A 17,673-nucleotide genomic window follows, 5' to 3' on the forward strand; every position below is an offset into this window, starting at 1 on the left:
GCGTTTATTTTCGCTTTTCTCTGCTGACCCGGCGGCGTGCGTGCCGTTGTTCCGTGTCAGTGGAGGCGCATTATAGGGAGTAATTCCGAACCTGCAAGGATAAAGTGAAATTTATTTACTGACTGCTCACTTTCCAGGCAAATCAGACTCCAGACCTCAATTTTCGCCTGGTTTTTATACAAAAACGAGCCGCTCGCGGCTCGTTTTTGCGTTTTGCGACTTACTGCACTGCCACAATGCGATCGTCGTTGGCTTCCAGCCGGATAACTTTGCCTGGAATCAGCTCTCCGGAAAGGATCTGCTGCGCCAGCGGGTTTTCGATCTGCTGCTGAATAGCGCGTTTCAATGGACGCGCTCCGTACACCGGATCGTAACCATTCTCGCTCAGCAGCTTCAGCGCATCGTCGGAAATGTGGATTTCATATCCACGCTCTTCCAGACGCTTGTATAGACGCTGCAGCTGGATCTGCGCAATCGACGCAATGTGTTTCTCACCCAGAGGATGGAATACCACCACTTCATCAATACGGTTAATGAACTCAGGACGGAAGTTATGGCTCACGACACCGAGCACCAGATCCTTCATATGGCTATAGTCCAGTTCACCGAAACGTTCCTGAATCAGATCGGAACCCAGGTTCGAGGTCATGATGACAACCGTATTACGGAAGTCGACCGTTCTCCCCTGTCCGTCGGTCAGACGGCCATCATCCAGAACCTGAAGCAGGATGTTGAACACATCAGGGTGTGCTTTTTCCACCTCATCCAGCAGGATGACGGAATAAGGGCGACGGCGAACTGCTTCCGTCAGATACCCCCCTTCTTCATAACCAACGTATCCCGGAGGCGCACCGACCAGACGTGATACGGAGTGTTTCTCCATAAACTCGGACATGTCGATACGCACCATCGCATCGTCGCTGTCGAACATAAAGTTAGCCAGCGCTTTACACAGCTCGGTTTTACCGACCCCAGTCGGCCCCAGGAACAGGAACGAACCAATCGGACGGTTTGGATCGGACAGCCCAGCACGACTACGACGAATAGCGTTCGAAACCGCCTCAACCGCTTCGTTCTGGCCAATCACCCGATTATGAAGATCTTGCTCCATGCGCAGCAGTTTTTCACGCTCACCTTCCAGCATGCGCGCCACCGGAATACCGGTCCAGCGGGCAAGTACTTCCGCGATCTCTGCATCCGTCACTTTATTACGTAACAGACGCATCGTTTTCCCCTCTGACTGCGTCGCTATCTCAAGCTGTTTTTCCAGCTCAGGAATTTTGCCGTACTGCAGTTCAGACATCCGCGCCAGGTCGCCCACTCGTCGCGCCTGCTCAATGGCAATTTTTGCCTGTTCGAGTTCAGCTTTAATGGTCTGCGTACCGGAAAGGGATGCTTTCTCGGCTTTCCACTCTTCTTCCAGCTCAGAGTACTGGCGCTCTTTATCGTCCAGTTCTTCATTGAGCATATCCAGGCGTTTCTTACTGGCTTCATCAGACTCTTTCTTCAGCGCCTGCTGTTCCAGCTTGAGCTGAATAATGCGTCGGTCGAGTCGGTCAAGCTCTTCCGGTTTCGAGTCAATCTGCATACGAATGCTTGAAGCCGCTTCATCAATCAGGTCGATCGCTTTATCCGGCAACTGACGGTCAGCGATATAACGATGAGAAAGCGTCGCCGCCGCAACGATGGCCGGGTCAGTGATCTGCACATGGTGGTGCAGTTCATAGCGCTCTTTAAGACCACGCAGGATCGCGATGGTATCTTCAACGCTTGGCTCAGCAACGAACACTTTCTGGAAACGACGTTCCAGCGCAGCATCTTTCTCAATGTACTGACGATACTCGTCAAGCGTAGTGGCGCCGACGCAGTGAAGTTCACCACGCGCAAGCGCAGGTTTCAGCATATTCCCGGCATCCATAGCGCCGTCCGCTTTACCCGCACCGACCATGGTGTGCAGTTCGTCGATAAACAGGATAACGTTCCCTTCCTGCTTCGCCAGGTCGTTAAGCACGCCTTTGAGACGCTCTTCGAACTCGCCGCGGTATTTCGCACCGGCCACCAGCGCGCCCATATCCAGCGCCAGTACGCGACGGCCTTTCAGGCCTTCCGGCACTTCACCGTTGACGATACGCTGCGCCAGCCCTTCAACAATGGCGGTTTTACCGACACCCGGTTCACCAATCAGCACCGGGTTGTTCTTGGTACGACGCTGCAGCACCTGAATCGTACGGCGGATTTCTTCATCACGGCCGATAACCGGGTCAAGTTTGCCCTGTTCAGCACGCTCGGTTAGATCAACCGTAAATTTCTTCAAAGCCTGACGTTGGTCTTCGGCTCCCTGATCGTTCACGCTTTCACCTCCGCGCATTTTCTCAATCGCCTGAGTCACATTGGCGGTGGTTGCACCGGCAGATTTCAGCAGGTCGGTCAAGGTACCACGTGATTCAAGCGCCGCCAGAACAAACAGCTCTGACGAAATAAAGTTGTCCCCACGTTTTTGCGCCAGCTTGTCGCAAAGGTTAAGCACGCGTACAAGATCCTGCGACGGCTGAACGTCGCCGCCGGTACCTTCTACCTGCGGCAAACGGCTCAGCGCCTGATCGATAGCGGTGCGTAACTGGCCAGCATTAATGCCAGCGGACGTTAATAAAGGACGTACCGATCCCCCTTCCTGATTCAGCAAGGCGCTCATTAAATGAAGAGGTTCGATAAATTGGTTGTCGTGCCCCAGTGCAAGGGACTGGGCATCGGCGAGAGCAAGCTGGAATTTATTAGTAAGACGATCCAGACGCATAACTCCTCCCATAACAGGTCAAATTTGCTACTGGAGATTAAATGAGGTCATCCCTCAATTATTCAAGGTTAATGACCTGAATTATGTGAAAAGAAAACAGCACGAGCCGGATCGTCTTGATTCTTTAGGTTATATCAGCCAAATGAAACTTGCCATACGCCCCGTAGTCTTGTCGCGGCGATAAGAGAAAAAATCACCCTGTTCGGTGAAGGTGCAGCGATCGCCGCCGAAGATCTGCGTCACGCCGACATTATTCAAACGCTGGCGGGCGAGCTGGTAAATATCGGCCAAATATTTATCCCCGAAAGGCAGGAAGGCTTCCACCGCATGCGGATCTTTTCCCATAAAGGCTTCGCGAACCTCTGGCCCCACTTCAAAAGCGCGAGGACCAATGGCCGGGCCAAGCCAGGCCATAATATTGGCTGGCTCATCGTTAAAACAAGCGACTGTTTCTTCGAGCACACCTTCACACAGGCCACGCCAGCCCGCATGTGCTGCTGCCACCTCGGTACCTGCACGGTTACAGAACAGAACCGGCAGACAATCGGCGGTCATCACGGCACAAACGGTTCCCGGAGTATTACTGTAAGAGGCATCAGCACGTTTAGAAGCATAGGGTTCCCCCGTCAGCTTCAGCACCGCGTTACCATGAACCTGTTCCAGCCAGATCGGTTTCGACGGCAAGTTGCCCGCAGCAAACAAACGCCTACGGTTCTCTTCAACGTGTTCCAGGTTGTCGCCACAGTGCGCACCAAGGTTCAAAGACTCCCACGCGCCCAGGCTAACACCGCCAATACGGGTTGAACTACAGGCGGCCACCCCGTCCGGCAATGGCCACTCCGGGACAATCAGTTTGGTCATAACCAGTCCACTTGATCCTTATGTTCTTCGAAATCAGCACGCATGGCGTCGATAAGATCCACCATATCCTGCGGGATAGGCGCATGCCACTCCATCTGAATGCCGGTGATAGGATGGTAAAGACGCAGCATGGTCGCGTGCAGCGCCTGACGATCGAATTTACGCAATACGCTAATGAACTCATCCGATGCGCCTTTAGGCGGGCGCGGACGACCACCGTAGACCTGATCCCCCACCAGCGGATGGGTAATGTGGGCCATATGCACGCGGATCTGGTGGGTACGCCCGGTTTCCAGACGCAGACGCAGACGCGTATGAATACGGAAGTGTTCCATAATGCGATAGTGCGTCACCGCCGGTTTACCCATCGGATGCACCGACATATGGGTACGTTTGGTTGGATGACGGCTGATTGGCTCTTCCACCGTTCCGCCAGAGGTCATATGCCCAATGGCTACCGCTTCATACTCGCGGGTGATTTCGCGCAGCTGCAGCGATTCCACCAGACGGGTCTGAGCAGGAACGGTCTTCGCCACCACCATCAAACCGGTGGTGTCTTTATCCAGACGGTGCACGATGCCAGCGCGCGGGACATCCGCGATCGGCGGATAATAATGGAGAAGTGCGTTAAGTACCGTACCGTCAGGGTTCCCCGCGCCCGGATGAACAACCAGATCGCGCGGCTTGTTGATCACCAGAATGTCATCATCTTCATAGACGATGTCCAGTGGAATATCCTGCGGCTCGAAGCGGATTTCCTCTTCGATTTCAGCATTGATGGCGACAGCTTCCCCACCTAACACTTTCTCTTTTGGTTTGTCCCAGATCTTGCCGTTTACCAGCACGCGCTGGTCCAGGATCCATTCTTTTATGCGTGAACGCGAATAATCAGGGAACAATTCGGCCAAAGCCTGATCTAAGCGTTGACCGAGCTGATTTTCGGAGACTGTTGCGGTGAGTTCTACTCGTTGTGCCATAAACTGCTTCTTCGTTTAACGTTGGGTTTTACGGCTTTGCCGTTTAATATAGTGTGCTATTGTAGCTGGTCTTAATCGGGAGCAGGAACAGAGTTTCTCCCGGACAAACATTTGAGGAAAGTCAAAACGTCATGACGCGCATGAAATATCTGGTGGCAGCGGCCACGTTGAGCCTGGCTTTGGTGGGCTGCTCCGGTTCAAATGAACAGGTCCCTGACAATCCGCCGAATGAAATCTATGCGACTGCACAACAAAAGTTGCAGGACGGTAACTGGAAACAGGCGATAACGCAACTGGAAGCGTTGGATAATCGCTATCCATTTGGTCCGTATTCGCAGCAGGTACAGTTAGATCTCATCTACGCCTACTATAAAAATGCCGATCTGCCACTGGCTCAGGCAACAATCGATCGTTTCATGCGTCTGAACCCGACTCATCCTAACATCGACTATGTGATGTACATGCGCGGCCTCACCAACATGGCACTGGACGACAGTGCGCTGCAGGGATTCTTCGGCGTGGATCGTTCCGACCGTGACCCGCAGCATGCGCGTGATGCCTTCAATGACTTCTCCAAGCTGGTGCGCGGCTATCCGAACAGTCAGTACGTGACTGACGCCACCAAACGTCTGGTGTTCCTGAAAGATCGTCTGGCGAAATATGAATACTCCGTAGCGGAATACTATACCCGTCGTGGCGCATGGGTTGCCGTGGTTAACCGCGTAGAAGGTATGCTGCGTGATTATCCGGATACTCAGGCAACGCGCGACGGCCTGAAGCTGATGGAAAATGCTTACCGTCAGATGCAGATGACCGCTCAGGCTGAAAAAGTGGCGAAAATTATCGCCGCGAACAGCAGCAACACCTGATATTGCCTCAATGCAAAACGGCAGCCCGAAGGCTGCCGTTTTTTTATTCATTTTAGGCGGTCGCTGAAGCGCTTAAGCCCCAACACATCCAGTCAACTATGGCCCCAATTTTTGCCTTCGACAAGGTAAATCTCACCTCTTCCTGCCCTGCCTCACAAAAAAGATTCCCTGACAAAAACCGACAAAATAACGTGATCTAAATCACACATTTTGACATTAGGTCGGGTATGCTGGAATCACCAAGACGGAAAGACAAGAGGTAAAATTTATGACAATGAACATTACCAGTAAACAAATGGAAATTACTCCGGCAATCCGCCAGCACGTCGCAGACCGTCTCGCCAAACTGGATAAATGGCAAACTCATTTGATTAATCCACATATCATCCTGTCCAAAGAGCCGCAGGGTTTCATCGCTGACGCAACTATCAATACTCCAAACGGCCATCTGGTCGCCAGCGCAAAACACGAGGATATGTACACCGCTATTAACGATTTGATCAACAAGCTGGAACGGCAGCTCAATAAAGTGCAACACAAAGGTGAAGCCCGTCGCGCCGCAACATCGGTGAAAGACGCCAGCTTCGCGGAAGAAGTTGAAGAAGAGTAATCCTTTAAATTGAGTGTACCGCCAACGCGCCTTCGGGCGCGTTTTTTGTTTTTTATTGACAGGGTGAAAACAGTACGAGTACTTTAACGGTATCAATCACAGGATGACTTTATGAAACTTACGCCGTTCTTCTTCGCATTCTTTTTTACCTTCCCCTGAACGGGAGGCGTTTCGTCGTGTGATAAAGAATGCGAAGACGAACAACAAGGCCTCCCACACCGGGGGGCCTTTTTATTGATAACGATAAAATAAGACAGGCAACACTATGACACCGGAAAACCCGTTACTGGATCTGCGAGTAAAAATCAGCGCGCTGGATGAGAAACTGCTGGCGCTGCTGGCCGAACGCCGCGCCCTGGCCGTTGAAGTGGGCAAAGCCAAGCTGGACTCCCATCGCCCGGTACGTGATATCGACCGCGAGCGCGATCTGCTGGAACGTCTCATTCAGCTCGGCAAAGCGCATCACCTCGATGCCCACTACATTACCCGGTTGTTCCAGCTCATCATCGAAGACTCCGTTCTCACCCAGCAAGCGCTGCTCCAGCAGCATCTGAACAAAACCAATCCGCACTCTGCACGCGTCTCCTTCCTCGGACCAAAAGGCTCCTACTCCCATCTGGCAGCACGTCAGTACGCAGCCCGCCATTTTGAAGAGTTTATTGAGAGCGGCTGTGCGAAGTTTGCTGATATTTTCAATCAGGTAGAAACCGGCCAGGCGGATTACGCCGTGGTGCCGATTGAAAACACCAGCTCCGGTGCCATTAACGACGTCTACGATTTGCTGCAGCACACCAGCCTGTCGCTGGTAGGTGAGCTGACGATCCCTATCGATCACTGCGTGCTGGTCTCCAGCTCAACCGACCTGAGCACGATCGAAACGGTCTACAGTCATCCACAGCCGTTCCAGCAGTGCAGCCAGTTCCTGAACCGCTATCCGAACTGGAAAATTGAGTACACCGAAAGCACCTCGGCGGCGATGGAAAAAGTGGCGCAGGCTAACTCCCCAACCGTCGCTGCGCTCGGCAGCGAAGCGGGCGGCGCGCTGTATGGTTTACAGGTGCTGGAACGCAACCTGGCGAACCAGACGCAAAACATCACTCGCTTCGTGGTGCTGGCGCGTAAAGCTATTGATGTCTCGGATCAGGTTCCGGCTAAAACGACCCTGCTGATGGCCACCGGCCAACAGGCCGGTGCGCTGGTTGAAGCCCTGCTGGTGCTGCGTAACCACAACCTGATCATGACCAGGCTGGAATCACGCCCAATCCACGGTAACCCGTGGGAAGAGATGTTTTACCTGGATATCCAGGCCAACCTGGAGTCTGCTTCCATGCAGAAGGCCCTGCGCGAACTGGGCGAGATCACGCGTTCCATGAAAGTGCTAGGCTGCTATCCTAGCGAAAACGTCGTCCCGGTCGATCCGACCTAACGTTCGATAAAGCGGCTTTTCTTCATCCCTGCCACGCTCACCGGCAGGGTGAAGATGGCGCCGGAGAGCGGATACTTTGCCACCTCCTCTGCGTCCATATTTTCCCGCGTGGTGGTAATAAACAGCGTTTTCATATCATCGCCGCCAAAGCAAACCATCGTCGGGCAACGCACCGGCATGCGATATTCTTCCAGCTGCTCCCCTTGCGGAGAAAAACGCGCAATACGCCAGCCGTCAAATAGCGCGCTCCAGTAGCAGCCTTCCACATCCATTGCCGCGCCGTCCGGTATCCCTTCGCCCTCTTTAAACTGACGAAACACCTCACGCCTGCCGGGTTCGCCCTGCTCATCAAGCGGCGTACGGTAAATAACGCCGTTTGGCGTGTCGGAGGTAAACATCCATTGATTATCCGGGCTAAACGCTAAGCCGTTGTGGCCGTGAATATCGCACTGGATCACTCTCGGCGTCAGGTCGTTGTCGATGCGCATCAGCAGGGCGCCGTTGTAATCTCCCGGCCCCCAGAACGTGCCCGCATAGAACCGGCCCTGATGATCGGTACCCCCATCGTTAAAACGTGCCAGCTGCGGGTTAGAGGGGTTGTCGCACACCTTGCGCTGCAGAAGGCCATGCTTATCGGCAAGCCAGATGCCATTACGCATGGCGACGATAAACCCGCCGCGCTCGCGCAGCGCGAAACAGCCCACCTCCTCGTGGAAAGAAAGCACGGTGTGTTCCGCCGTCGGCAGATGGTAGCGGTGGATCTCTCCTTCCAGAATATCGGCCCAGTAGAGCGCGTGCTCTTCTGCGCTCCACGTCGGGCATTCAGGCAGATGCCCGGTGTAATTCAACAGCTGCTGCGGTTCGGCCATGACAGTTCCCCAAAATAAAAAAAGCCAGCATTGCTGGCTTTCAGTATATACATCATCAGATTACTGGCGACTGTCATTTGCCTGACGCAACAGCGTCCGGCTCTCACTCTGGAAACGCTGCGCGTAATCGCCAAACCAGTGCTCGACCTTGCGGAAGCTGTCGATAAATGCCTGCTTGTCTCCGTGCTCCAGTAGCGTAATGGCTTCACCAAAGCGCTGATAGTAGCGCTTGATGAGCGCCAGGTTGTTCTCTGAGGACATAATAATGTCCGCGTAAAGCTGCGGATCCTGAGCAAACAGGCGCCCGACCATCGCCAGCTCCAGACGATAGATAGGTGAAGAGAGCGCCAGCAGCTGTTCTAGCTGCACGTTCTCTTCCGCCAGATGCAGACCGTAGGCAAACGTCGCAAAGTGGCGCAGCGCCTGAATAAACGCCATGTTCTGATCGTGCTCGACCGCGCTGATGCGGTGCAGTCGCGCGCCCCATACCTGAATTTGTTCCAGGAACCACTGATAGGCTTCCGGCTGGCGGCCGTCGCAGTAAACCACCACCTGCTTTGCCAGGCTGCCGCTGTCCGGGCCAAACATCGGGTGCAGACCCAGCACCGGACCCGTATGCGCAGCCAGCATGGCCTGCAGCGGACCATTTTTGACGGAGGCCAGATCCACCAGGATGCAATCTTTCGGTAAAGTAGGCAGCTTTTCGATGATCTGCTCCGTCACGTGGATCGGCACGCTGACGATCACCATTCCGGCATCTTTCATAAGTTCCGGAGCATGCGCCCAGTCCTCTTTTTCCAGAATGCGCACCTGATAGCCAGAAAGGGTCAGCATTTTTTCAAACAGGCGCCCCATCTGTCCTGCACCGCCAACAATCACCACCGGCCGCAGGGACGGGCAGAGGGTTTTAAAGCCCTTGTCGTTTTCACTGGAATAGGATTCCCGCATTACGCGACGCAGAACATCCTCAATCAAGTCCGGCGAAACACCCAGCGCCTGGGCCTCTTTGCGACGGGAGGCCAGCATGGACGCCTCGCGCTCCGGGACGTAAATCGGCAGGCCGTATTTGCTTTTCACCTCACCGACTTCGGCAACCAGCGCCATGCGGCGCGCCAGCAGGTCCAGAAGCGCCTTGTCCACTTCATCAATTTGATCGCGCAGTGCGGTCAATTCAGCAACCATAACTAACCTCTTAAGCCAGACGCGTCGCCAGCTGGCCGTTCAAATCTTTGTGGATCTCACGCAGCAGCGCATCGGTGGTTTCCCAGCTGATGCAGGCATCCGTCACGGAAACGCCGTGCTTCATTGCACTGCGCGGTTGTTCAGATGATTGATTGCCTTCATTAATATTGCTCTCAATCATCAGACCGATAATAGAACGGTTGCCGTCTTTGATCTGTGCGACCACGGACTCCGCAACCGCAGGCTGGCGACGGTAATCTTTATTCGAATTACCATGACTGCAATCTACCATCAGTGCCGGGCGCAGTCCCGCCTGCTCCATCTCTTTTTCACACTGCGCCACGTCTGCCGGGCTGTAGTTTGGCGCTTTACCGCCGCGCAGGATCACATGGCCGTCCGGGTTGCCCTGCGTTTGCAGGAGGCATACCTGGCCCGCCTGGTTGATACCGACGAAACGGTGCGGCATGGCGGCAGCGCGCATGGCGTTGATCGCCGTCGCCAGGCTGCCGTCGGTACCGTTTTTAAAGCCAACCGGCATTGACAGGCCAGACGCCATCTCGCGGTGGGTTTGCGATTCCGTCGTACGCGCACCAATCGCGGACCAGCTGAACAGATCGCCCAGGTACTGCGGGCTGTTCGGGTCCAGCGCTTCGGTTGCCAGCGGCAGCCCCATGCTGACCAGCTCCACCAGCAGGCGACGCGCAATCTTCAGGCCTGCTTCCACATCAAACGAGCCATCCATGTGCGGATCGTTAATCAACCCTTTCCAGCCGACGGTCGTACGTGGCTTCTCAAAATAGACGCGCATCACCAGATAGAGGCTATCGCTGACCTCCTCCGCTAACGCTTTAAATCGACGAGCATATTCAATGGCGGTTTCAGGATCGTGAATGGAGCAAGGACCGCATACCACCAGCAGGCGCGGATCGCGGCCGGCGATAATGTCAGAAATGGTCTGGCGAGAGTGCTCGATCTGAGCCTCCTGCGCGACGCTCAGCGGAAATTCCGCTTTCAGCTGGTCCGGAGTGATTAACACCTGTTCGTCAGTGATATGTACGTTGTTCAGCGCGTCTTTTTGCATGATGGCGATCCTGTAAAGCTCGTTTGCGATAGTTGTTTTCCTCAATGAGGTGAAAACACGATACCATAAAAAGTAAACTTTTCAATCCAAAATACGTACACATAAGTTTACATGCATCAATTTATTGCAAAAATAAGCCGATAAAAACGTAAACTTTAAATTACATACAATTTTCTTTAGCCAGGCTATGCTGAAGAAAAAAGGAGAATGGCTATGCGTTCAATTGCTCTCGCGCTGTTGTCGCTGTTTTTAACGGGCTGTCAGATCAATCCTTACACCTTCCAGCCCGACTGGACCAGTCCATCCTGGTTTGATGCTGGTAAAGAAGACGCCATGAATGGCCTGCCGGTTAAAGATAACCAGACCCTGGCCGATAGTTTTAACGACACCCACGTTGATCGTAGTGAATATCTTCGCGGCTATGCCGATGGTCAGAAGAAAGTCTGTGAAGAGGGGTTTATTCATGCCTGGGGATTAGCCGGCAAATCGTTCCCTGCCAGTTGCGATACAACCGAAAACGCGGCAAAACTGCGCGCGTCATGGCAGAAAGGAATGGATGAAAGTATGCGTTCCAGCAGACTGAATTAAGTCTATTTTTATCCACCGAAAAATAAACAACTGTAGGATTTAGCTTAGGTCGGCCTCATGCTATTTCTGACATAATGACGGCCCTGATAAACAATGGTATTCTGCCCGCAACTCTTAAGGACATCTATTTCCGGAGCGATGTGGCGGATTCTGGTGAGAAATTTATTCTTGATCTCTTTTTTCCGACTCACTCTGGTGCTAACGCTGTTCCTTATGATGGGCCCTGCGGCGGCAGGCACGCTTACGGAGACGGATAAATCGGTACGCTCGATTGTCTCAGGCATTGTGAGCTATACGCGATGGCCGTCACTATCCGGGCAGCCCAGACTTTGCGTCTATGCCACTTCTCACTATACGCACGCGCTCAGCGGCGACGAAGGGCACAACGAGTTACCCTATACTCCCGTTATTGTACGTAACGATCGGGAAGCCCTGGCCGCTACGTGCGATGCGATTTATTTCGGGTCTGAATCACCGGCAAAACAACTTGAATTAATAAGTCAATATCAGGGCAGAGCGTTGCTATTAATCTCAGAGCAAAATCCGGAATGTGTAATTGGCAGTGCCTTTTGCCTGATAATCGATCGCGGCCAGGTACGGTTCTCCGTCAACCTGGATGCGTTGACGCGCAGTGGCGTAAGAGTCAATCCGGATGTATTAATGCTGGCACGGAATAAGCAGCATGGATAAAGATTTCACTTCAACGCCGCGTCCGACGTTTAAAAGAACGTTGAGGCGAAACAGCATGATAAGCGTCATTATCACAATGACGTTAATATGGCTGTTACTCTGTTTTGCATCCGTCGTGACGTTAAAACAATATGCGCAAAAGAATCTAGAATTAACCGGCGCCACAATGAGTCACAGCCTGGAAGCCTCGCTGGTATTCAACGACTCGCTGGCGGCCAACGAAACGCTTGCAGCCCTGGGCAAACAGGGGCAGTTTGCCGTGGCCGAGGTTATCAACGCGCATAAAAAGCGGTTTGCCTACTGGTCCTGGAACCCGGAGGATAACAACGATACGCTGGGCGCACTGGTCAGCCGCTGGCTTTTCCCCGTACCGATTGCGCAGCCTGTCATGCATAACGGCGCAACGATCGGCGAAATTCGCCTTACCGCGCGTGACAGTTTGATCGGCCACTTCATCTGGACGTCGTTTGCCGTACTTACCGGCTGTATTCTCTTTGCCGCTGTCGTTGCGCTCATCATTACCCAGTCTTTGCATCACGGGATGGTCACGGCCCTGCAAAACATTACAGACGTCGTGCATGACGTTCGCACTAACCGCAACTTCTCCCGCCGGGTGAAAGACGGGCGTATCGAAGAGTTTCACCAGTTTGGTGAAGACTTCAACAGCCTTCTGGATGAAATGGAAGAGTGGCAGCTGAAGCTCCAGGCGAAAAACGCTCAGCTGTTGCGTACCGCCATGCATGACCCGCTCACCGGTCTTGCCAACCGCGCTGCGTTTCGTAACAGCATTTCGGCCTTAATGAACGACCCTTCGGCCAAAACAAACTCGGCCCTGCTCTTCCTCGACGGTGATAATTTTAAGTTTATTAACGACACCTGGGGTCACGCGGCAGGAGACTGCGTGCTGATCGAAGTCGCCAGCAGGATGATGGAGTTTGGCGACAAACGTCATCAGTCCTATCGCCTCGGCGGTGATGAATTTGCCATGGTGCTGTACGGCGTGCACTCCGAGCTTGAGGTTCAACACATTTGTGCTGCGCTATCGCAGCAGTTTATCCGTCCGTTTGATCTTCATAACGGACAAAAAGCATCAATGTCACTCAGCATTGGCTTTGCTCTGGCGTGGGAAAATGCTTCTGTGGAAGCATTACTGGAGAGGGCTGACCGCAATATGTACCAGGTTAAAAACCAGCGTACGAAAACAATAAGTTAGAAAGGATACACTATGTTAAAACGTTACTTCGCGCCGTTAGTACTGGCCTCACTGGTTCTGGCAGGCTGCCAGTCGCCGCCGGAAGGCAAATTCACTCCTGAGCAAATTGCGGCGATGAAGTCTTACGGTTTTAACGAACTGAACGGTGACTGGTCGCTTGGCATGTCGGACACCATCCTGTTTGCTAAAAATGACGCCAGACTGCGTTCTGAGAGTGAAACGCAGATCCAGTCCATGGCCTCTCGCCTGGCGGAAACAGGCCTGACCCATGCGCGAATGGACGGTCACACGGATAATTACGGTGAAGAAAGCTACAACGAAGCGCTGTCGTTAAAACGCGCCAATGCCGTGGCCGAAGCCTGGTCGAAGGGTGCAAATATCCCACGCAGCAATCTCACCACGCGGGGGTTAGGTCAAAAATACCCGGTTGCGAGCAACAGCACCCCGCAAGGGCGCGCTGAAAACCGCCGCGTCGCGGTGGTGATCAGCACGCCATAGGATTATTTAGCGGATGATTCGGCGAGCGTCACCCTGGCTGCCGCTCGCCAGCGCAGCCAGTCCACCAGAACAAACAGCGCCAGGCTCACGCCCATGACCGGCAGGGCCAGCCCCAGCAGTACGCTGATTATCAGCGTAACCCCTCTTCCCCACCCTGACAGCGCCAGCCAGCTCTGACAAAGCGTCTGTACCGGACTTACTGCCGACTGTGCCGGACGACGCATCCACCACATCCGGTAACCCCATATGATGAGCACGCACAGGGCGAGGCCGAACGCCACGAGCAGCAGCTGATTCACCAGCCCGAATAAGATCCCCATATGGAAATCCACGCCCCAGCGGGTCAGTTTTGCCATTAACGGAAAATCCTCGAATCGGGTTCTGTCCAGGACCTGCATCGTATGTGGATCAACCGCCACGGCGTCCACCTGGGTCGGCCAGCTGCGATCGATTTCCGTCACCGTCCAGCCGCGATCCGCCGTTTTCGCCGGGCGGATCTCCAGCCTGTTGGCATCAATCCCTGCGTTACGCGCAGCGCTTAACACCCCATCAAACCGCGTCAAATCCATCGCCATTTCCGGCATCATCATTCCGCCGTGATGACCTCTATGTTCGGCATGTTCATCCACAATCTCATGTTGGCCGGAAAGCGTCGTGTTCACCTGCGGGGTTAGCCAGTTCATCTCAGCCCGCAGCTTATCAACGTTCCCCCCAGCCCACTGAGACCAGGTCAGGCCGGTTGCTGAGAACAGCAGCATTCCACCCAGCAGACTCCAGCCCAGCGTCACGTGCACCCGACGCCGGTTCTGGAAGCGATTGTTGATCCGCCGCTTGGGTCGGGTATAAAACCACAGGACAATACCGCCCAGCGCGGCTACCCACATCCACGAGGCCGCAAGCTCGCTGTAAAGGCGCCCAATGTCGCCCAGCATCAGGGACGTATGCAGGTAATCAATGGTCTGACGCAGGGGTAAAATCCCGCTGGTGCCGTATACCGTCAGATCTCCCAGCACCGCCAGGCTTACCGGATCAATAAAGATAGCCCGGTTCTCCGATGGCCCAAGTTTCGGGTCAGCAAACATCACGCGGGTGGTTTCACCTTCAACCAGCGCCGGGCGAACGGCATGCAAACGTAAATCTGATCCAACGGTTTTTTCCGCCACGGCGATTTGTTCCGCCAGAGGCTGTGGCTCGCCCACTGAATCCGTGTGGAGCGCGTGCCGGTAGAGTGCGTTTTCCAGCTGTGGGGTCGCCACATACAGCGTTCCGGTCAGCGCGGCGAAGAAGATAAACGGGCCGACAAACAGCCCAACGTAGAAATGAAGGCGACGCAGCAGGTTTCCCCATGCCGCGCGCGAGGTGCAGGTAGTCATACTTTTCCTTTTTAAGGCAAAAAGTTATCGATATTTTTTAAAGGGATAAAGCAGACTGCCGCGGCGGCGCGCGGGTATCAGGGTAAAGCCAGGGGAAAAAGTGCCAGTGGCTGACCGCCTGGCGCGGCGGCTTAACGCGAAGCCTTTGCAGCACCACGCTGAGCAGGACGATGAGCGCCAGCATCACGCCAGGGACATGCGCTAACAGCACGCAGTAGCCGCACGCTTCTGCATGGTCGACAGGCATCGCGTGCGGCATATCGCCGTGATGCTCGTCCATCGACATCATGCTCATGTCATGATGCATGCCCGGCATGGTGCTCATGGGATCTTTCTGCAAGGAGACGGAGATAAGCGGCGCCACCACGATCAGCAGGATCGCAAACAGCGCGGTCAATGCCGCTGCGCGTTTCCGGTTAGGCTGATGCTGTAAGTTATCCACTTCCCCTCCATTCAAGAGGCGAGCATTGTAAATGATTTATGACGAAAGGGTTAACGCGAGAGGTGCGCAGGGATAAAAAAAGGGCCAGCCTTTCGGCCAGCCCTTTCTAACAGGATGTCGCTTAAGCGAATCTTAGTTAAGACGCTCTTTAATACGAGCAGACTTACCGGTACGCTCACGCAGGTAGTACAGTTTAGCTTTACGTACAGCACCACGACGTTTAACAGCAATGCTGTCAACTACCGGAGAGTGAGTCTGGAAGACACGCTCAACGCCTTCGCCGTTGGAAATTTTACGAACAGTGAATGCAGAGTGCAGACCGCGGTTACGAATAGCGATAACCACGCCCTCGAATGCCTGCAGACGTTTTTTGGAACCTTCAACAACCCATACTTTCACTTCCACGGTGTCACCTGGACGGAAGGAAGGTACGTCCTGCTTCATCTGCTCTTGTTCAAGTTGCTTAATAATGTTGCTCATAATTTAATCTCTTATCCTGGGTAAACTGATATTCGGGAGCGTATTACGCATTCCCATCATGTTCATGCTGCTGGTGCGCGTGTTCAGTTTTGAACTCGGCCAGCAACTTTGCTTGCTCTTCAGTCAGAGCCAGGTTTTCCAGAAGTTCAGGTCTTCTAAGCCAGGTTCGGCCCAGCGACTGCTTCAAACGCCAGCGACGTATCTCGGCATGGTTTCCAGACAGTAACACCGCCGGTACTTCCATCCCTTCTAACACTTCAGGACGAGTATAGTGTGGACAATCCAGCAACCCATCGGCAAAGGAATCTTCCGTTGCCGAAGCTTCATGGCCCAGAACCCCCGGAATGAACCGGGCAACGGAGTCAATCAGCGTCATTGCGGGTAACTCACCACCGCTGAGAACGTAATCGCCGATAGACCATTCTTCGTCAATCTCGGTTTGAATTACGCGCTCATCTATCCCTTCGTAGCGTCCACAGACCAGAATCAGTTTTTGATTCGTCGCCAGTTCGCTCACGCCCGCTTGATCAAGCTTGCGTCCCTGAGGTGACAGATAAATCACCTTTGCGCCTTCACCTGCCGCGGCTTTTGCTGTGTGAATGGCGTCCCGTAAGGGTTGCACCATCATTAGCATCCCCGGTCCGCCGCCGTAAGGACGATCGTCCACGGTACGGTGCCGGTCATGAGTAAAGTCACGAGGACTCCAGCTCTGGATGCTCAGCAGGCCATTCTTTACTGCCCGGCCAGTTACCCCGTAATCGGTAATCGCGCGGAACATTTCAGGAAACAGGCTAATTATGCCAATCCACATAGCGCCGTCTTTTACCGTTTATCCGGAGAATTTAAAAACCAGGATCCCAATCTACTTCAATGGTTTGAGTAGTGAGATCGACTTTCTTGATAACCTGTCCATCGAGGAACGGAACCAGCCGCTCCTTGATGCCAAATGCATCTTTCAGGTTTGCCTTAATGACGAGAACGTCATTTGACCCGGTTTCCATCATATCGATGACTTTCCCCAGGCTGTAGCCTTCGGTAGTGACTACCTGGCAACCCATAAGGTCTTTCCAGTAGTAGTCGCCCTCTTCCAGCTGTGGCAACTGCGACGAATCCACGACAATTTCACAATTAGTCAGCGCATTCGCAGCATCACGATCGTCAACGCCTTTCAGCTTGATGATGATGTCCTGATTGTGGTGACGCCAGCTTTCCAGCTCGACCTCTTCCCACTTACCGCCTTTCTGGATAAACCAGGGCTGGTAATCAAAAATGCTATCAGCGTCTTCAGTGGAGGAAAACACTCTGAGCCAACCACGGATACCGTAGCAAGAACCCATTTTTCCCAATACGATCGGTTCAACAGGTGCTTTACTGCTCATCATGACCACCGTGACAGATTAAGCTGCTTTGTTTGCTGCTTTGATCAGCGTAGCAACGCGATCGGAAACAGTAGCGCCCTGGCCAACCCAGTGAGCGATACGATCCAGATCCAGACGAGTTTCTTCTTCTGCGCCAGCGGCCAGTGGGTTGAAGAAACCAACGCGCTCGATGAAGCGACCGTTGCGTGCATTACGGCTGTCAGTCACAACAACCTGGTAGAACGGACGCTTTTTAGCGCCGTGACGTGCTAAACGAATAGTTACCATAACATCCTCTTGTGTGAATAAAACAACCGGGCCCCATCGAGGAACGGAGCCCGGGTGTCATATTAAAAGCCCGA

The 17,673-nt window shown here is 53.7% G+C and carries 20 protein-coding genes and 1 other annotated feature; of the genes, 8 read left to right on the plus strand and 12 right to left on the minus strand.

The window, feature by feature from the left end:
- Positions 1 to 220 precede the first annotated feature (220 nt).
- The 3 genes from clpB to rluD all read right to left on the minus strand — a co-directional run bounded on the left by clpB (position 221) and on the right by rluD (position 4,632).
- On the minus strand, positions 221 to 2,794 hold the full coding sequence (clpB, locus tag KGP24_RS17245; protein WP_223561246.1) for an ATP-dependent chaperone ClpB: 2,574 nt from the start codon (positions 2,792 to 2,794) through the stop codon (positions 221 to 223).
- A 129-nt stretch (positions 2,795 to 2,923) separates the two neighbouring features.
- Entirely contained in the window at positions 2,924 to 3,655 is a 732-nt protein-coding gene (gene yfiH, locus KGP24_RS17250; RefSeq protein ID WP_223561247.1) for a purine nucleoside phosphorylase YfiH, read from the minus strand.
- Positions 3,652 to 4,632: a 23S rRNA pseudouridine(1911/1915/1917) synthase RluD gene (gene rluD / locus KGP24_RS17255; RefSeq protein WP_023308866.1), complete on the minus strand. Its 981-nt coding sequence runs from the start codon at positions 4,630 to 4,632 to the stop codon at positions 3,652 to 3,654. The genes yfiH and rluD overlap by 4 nt, the downstream gene beginning before the upstream one ends.
- Before the next feature lie 131 nt (positions 4,633 to 4,763).
- Between rluD and bamD the strand changes: the two genes are divergently transcribed.
- The 4 genes from bamD to pheA all read left to right on the plus strand — a co-directional run bounded on the left by bamD (position 4,764) and on the right by pheA (position 7,537).
- The gene (gene bamD, locus KGP24_RS17260) at positions 4,764 to 5,501 is read left to right on the plus strand and encodes an outer membrane protein assembly factor BamD (protein WP_023308867.1); all 738 of its coding nucleotides are present in this window, start codon (positions 4,764 to 4,766) and stop codon (positions 5,499 to 5,501) included.
- A 268-nt stretch (positions 5,502 to 5,769) separates the two neighbouring features.
- On the plus strand, positions 5,770 to 6,111 hold the full coding sequence (gene raiA, locus KGP24_RS17265) for a ribosome-associated translation inhibitor RaiA (protein ID WP_003863162.1): 342 nt from the start codon (positions 5,770 to 5,772) through the stop codon (positions 6,109 to 6,111).
- Between the two features lie 110 nt (positions 6,112 to 6,221).
- Positions 6,222 to 6,347, plus strand: a sequence feature (Phe leader region).
- The gene (gene pheL / locus KGP24_RS17270; RefSeq protein ID WP_100249759.1) at positions 6,223 to 6,270 is read left to right on the plus strand and encodes a pheA operon leader peptide PheL; all 48 of its coding nucleotides are present in this window, start codon (positions 6,223 to 6,225) and stop codon (positions 6,268 to 6,270) included. (Overlaps the previous feature by 48 nt.)
- 29 nt (positions 6,348 to 6,376) lie before the next feature.
- Positions 6,377 to 7,537: a bifunctional chorismate mutase/prephenate dehydratase gene (gene pheA, locus KGP24_RS17275; RefSeq protein ID WP_223561248.1), complete on the plus strand. Its 1,161-nt coding sequence runs from the start codon at positions 6,377 to 6,379 to the stop codon at positions 7,535 to 7,537.
- Here pheA and KGP24_RS17280 read toward each other — a convergent pair.
- The 3 genes from KGP24_RS17280 to aroF are packed head-to-tail and all read right to left on the minus strand — an operon-like array spanning position 7,534 to position 10,669.
- The gene (locus KGP24_RS17280) at positions 7,534 to 8,406 is read right to left on the minus strand and encodes an SMP-30/gluconolactonase/LRE family protein (RefSeq protein ID WP_223561249.1); all 873 of its coding nucleotides are present in this window, start codon (positions 8,404 to 8,406) and stop codon (positions 7,534 to 7,536) included. The genes pheA and KGP24_RS17280 overlap by 4 nt on opposite strands.
- A gap of 60 nt (positions 8,407 to 8,466) precedes the next feature.
- A complete protein-coding gene (tyrA, locus tag KGP24_RS17285; protein WP_223561250.1) occupies positions 8,467 to 9,588 on the minus strand; it encodes a bifunctional chorismate mutase/prephenate dehydrogenase in 1,122 nt (373 codons plus the stop codon).
- A gap of 10 nt (positions 9,589 to 9,598) precedes the next feature.
- Positions 9,599 to 10,669, minus strand: coding sequence for a 3-deoxy-7-phosphoheptulonate synthase AroF (aroF, locus tag KGP24_RS17290; protein ID WP_223561251.1), 1,071 nt, complete (start codon positions 10,667 to 10,669; stop codon positions 9,599 to 9,601).
- A gap of 213 nt (positions 10,670 to 10,882) precedes the next feature.
- Here aroF and KGP24_RS17295 point away from each other — a divergent pair, with 213 nt between their 5' ends.
- The 4 genes from KGP24_RS17295 to KGP24_RS17310 all read left to right on the plus strand — a co-directional run bounded on the left by KGP24_RS17295 (position 10,883) and on the right by KGP24_RS17310 (position 13,658).
- A complete protein-coding gene (locus KGP24_RS17295; protein WP_223561252.1) occupies positions 10,883 to 11,257 on the plus strand; it encodes a DUF2799 domain-containing protein in 375 nt (124 codons plus the stop codon).
- 138 nt (positions 11,258 to 11,395) lie between these two features.
- Entirely contained in the window at positions 11,396 to 11,947 is a 552-nt protein-coding gene (locus KGP24_RS17300) for a YfiR family protein (protein ID WP_223561253.1), read from the plus strand.
- Positions 11,940 to 13,160 (plus strand): diguanylate cyclase DgcN, encoded by a 1,221-nt coding sequence (dgcN, locus tag KGP24_RS17305; RefSeq protein ID WP_223561254.1) that lies wholly within the window; start codon positions 11,940 to 11,942, stop codon positions 13,158 to 13,160. Before KGP24_RS17300 ends, dgcN begins: the two co-directional genes overlap by 8 nt.
- 12 nt (positions 13,161 to 13,172) lie before the next feature.
- Complete coding sequence (locus KGP24_RS17310; RefSeq protein WP_223561255.1) at positions 13,173 to 13,658, plus strand: OmpA family protein; 486 nt, start codon at positions 13,173 to 13,175, stop codon at positions 13,656 to 13,658.
- A 2-nt stretch (positions 13,659 to 13,660) separates the two neighbouring features.
- Here the strand turns inward: KGP24_RS17310 and KGP24_RS17315 are convergent, their stop codons facing one another.
- The 6 genes from KGP24_RS17315 to rpsP form a co-directional block, all read right to left on the minus strand.
- A complete protein-coding gene (locus tag KGP24_RS17315; RefSeq protein WP_223561256.1) occupies positions 13,661 to 15,031 on the minus strand; it encodes a PepSY-associated TM helix domain-containing protein in 1,371 nt (456 codons plus the stop codon).
- Between the two features lie 37 nt (positions 15,032 to 15,068).
- A complete protein-coding gene (locus KGP24_RS17320) occupies positions 15,069 to 15,473 on the minus strand; it encodes a DUF2946 domain-containing protein (protein ID WP_223561257.1) in 405 nt (134 codons plus the stop codon).
- Between the two features lie 132 nt (positions 15,474 to 15,605).
- Positions 15,606 to 15,953 carry a 50S ribosomal protein L19 gene (rplS, locus tag KGP24_RS17325; protein ID WP_002914145.1) on the minus strand — a complete coding sequence of 116 codons (348 nt, stop codon included), beginning with the start codon at positions 15,951 to 15,953 and terminating at the stop codon, positions 15,606 to 15,608.
- A gap of 43 nt (positions 15,954 to 15,996) precedes the next feature.
- On the minus strand, positions 15,997 to 16,764 hold the full coding sequence (gene trmD / locus KGP24_RS17330; RefSeq protein WP_014832949.1) for a tRNA (guanosine(37)-N1)-methyltransferase TrmD: 768 nt from the start codon (positions 16,762 to 16,764) through the stop codon (positions 15,997 to 15,999).
- 31 nt (positions 16,765 to 16,795) lie between these two features.
- Positions 16,796 to 17,335 (minus strand): ribosome maturation factor RimM, encoded by a 540-nt coding sequence (gene rimM, locus KGP24_RS17335; RefSeq protein ID WP_223561258.1) that lies wholly within the window; start codon positions 17,333 to 17,335, stop codon positions 16,796 to 16,798.
- A 15-nt stretch (positions 17,336 to 17,350) separates the two neighbouring features.
- Positions 17,351 to 17,599 (minus strand): 30S ribosomal protein S16, encoded by a 249-nt coding sequence (gene rpsP, locus KGP24_RS17340; protein WP_003863133.1) that lies wholly within the window; start codon positions 17,597 to 17,599, stop codon positions 17,351 to 17,353.
- Positions 17,600 to 17,673: the final 74 nt, after the last annotated feature.

It is taken from the genome of Enterobacter sp. JBIWA008 (genome assembly GCF_019968765.1).
Taxonomy (GTDB): domain Bacteria; phylum Pseudomonadota; class Gammaproteobacteria; order Enterobacterales; family Enterobacteriaceae; genus Enterobacter.

Coding starts and splice junctions, on each gene's coding strand:
- clpB (WP_223561246.1), bottom strand. CDS start 2,794: ATGCGTCTGGATCGTCTTACTAATAAATTCCAGCTTGCTCTCGCCGAT.
- yfiH (WP_223561247.1), bottom strand. CDS start 3,655: ATGACCAAACTGATTGTCCCGGAGTGGCCATTGCCGGACGGGGTGGCC.
- rluD (WP_023308866.1), bottom strand. CDS start 4,632: ATGGCACAACGAGTAGAACTCACCGCAACAGTCTCCGAAAATCAGCTC.
- bamD (WP_023308867.1), top strand. CDS start 4,764: ATGACGCGCATGAAATATCTGGTGGCAGCGGCCACGTTGAGCCTGGCT.
- raiA (WP_003863162.1), top strand. CDS start 5,770: ATGACAATGAACATTACCAGTAAACAAATGGAAATTACTCCGGCAATC.
- pheA (WP_223561248.1), top strand. CDS start 6,377: ATGACACCGGAAAACCCGTTACTGGATCTGCGAGTAAAAATCAGCGCG.
- KGP24_RS17280 (WP_223561249.1), bottom strand. CDS start 8,406: ATGGCCGAACCGCAGCAGCTGTTGAATTACACCGGGCATCTGCCTGAA.
- tyrA (WP_223561250.1), bottom strand. CDS start 9,588: ATGGTTGCTGAATTGACCGCACTGCGCGATCAAATTGATGAAGTGGAC.
- aroF (WP_223561251.1), bottom strand. CDS start 10,669: ATGCAAAAAGACGCGCTGAACAACGTACATATCACTGACGAACAGGTG.
- KGP24_RS17295 (WP_223561252.1), top strand. CDS start 10,883: ATGCGTTCAATTGCTCTCGCGCTGTTGTCGCTGTTTTTAACGGGCTGT.
- KGP24_RS17300 (WP_223561253.1), top strand. CDS start 11,396: ATGTGGCGGATTCTGGTGAGAAATTTATTCTTGATCTCTTTTTTCCGA.
- dgcN (WP_223561254.1), top strand. CDS start 11,940: ATGGATAAAGATTTCACTTCAACGCCGCGTCCGACGTTTAAAAGAACG.
- KGP24_RS17310 (WP_223561255.1), top strand. CDS start 13,173: ATGTTAAAACGTTACTTCGCGCCGTTAGTACTGGCCTCACTGGTTCTG.
- KGP24_RS17315 (WP_223561256.1), bottom strand. CDS start 15,031: ATGACTACCTGCACCTCGCGCGCGGCATGGGGAAACCTGCTGCGTCGC.
- rplS (WP_002914145.1), bottom strand. CDS start 15,953: ATGAGCAACATTATTAAGCAACTTGAACAAGAGCAGATGAAGCAGGAC.
- trmD (WP_014832949.1), bottom strand. CDS start 16,764: ATGTGGATTGGCATAATTAGCCTGTTTCCTGAAATGTTCCGCGCGATT.
- rimM (WP_223561258.1), bottom strand. CDS start 17,335: ATGATGAGCAGTAAAGCACCTGTTGAACCGATCGTATTGGGAAAAATG.
- rpsP (WP_003863133.1), bottom strand. CDS start 17,599: ATGGTAACTATTCGTTTAGCACGTCACGGCGCTAAAAAGCGTCCGTTC.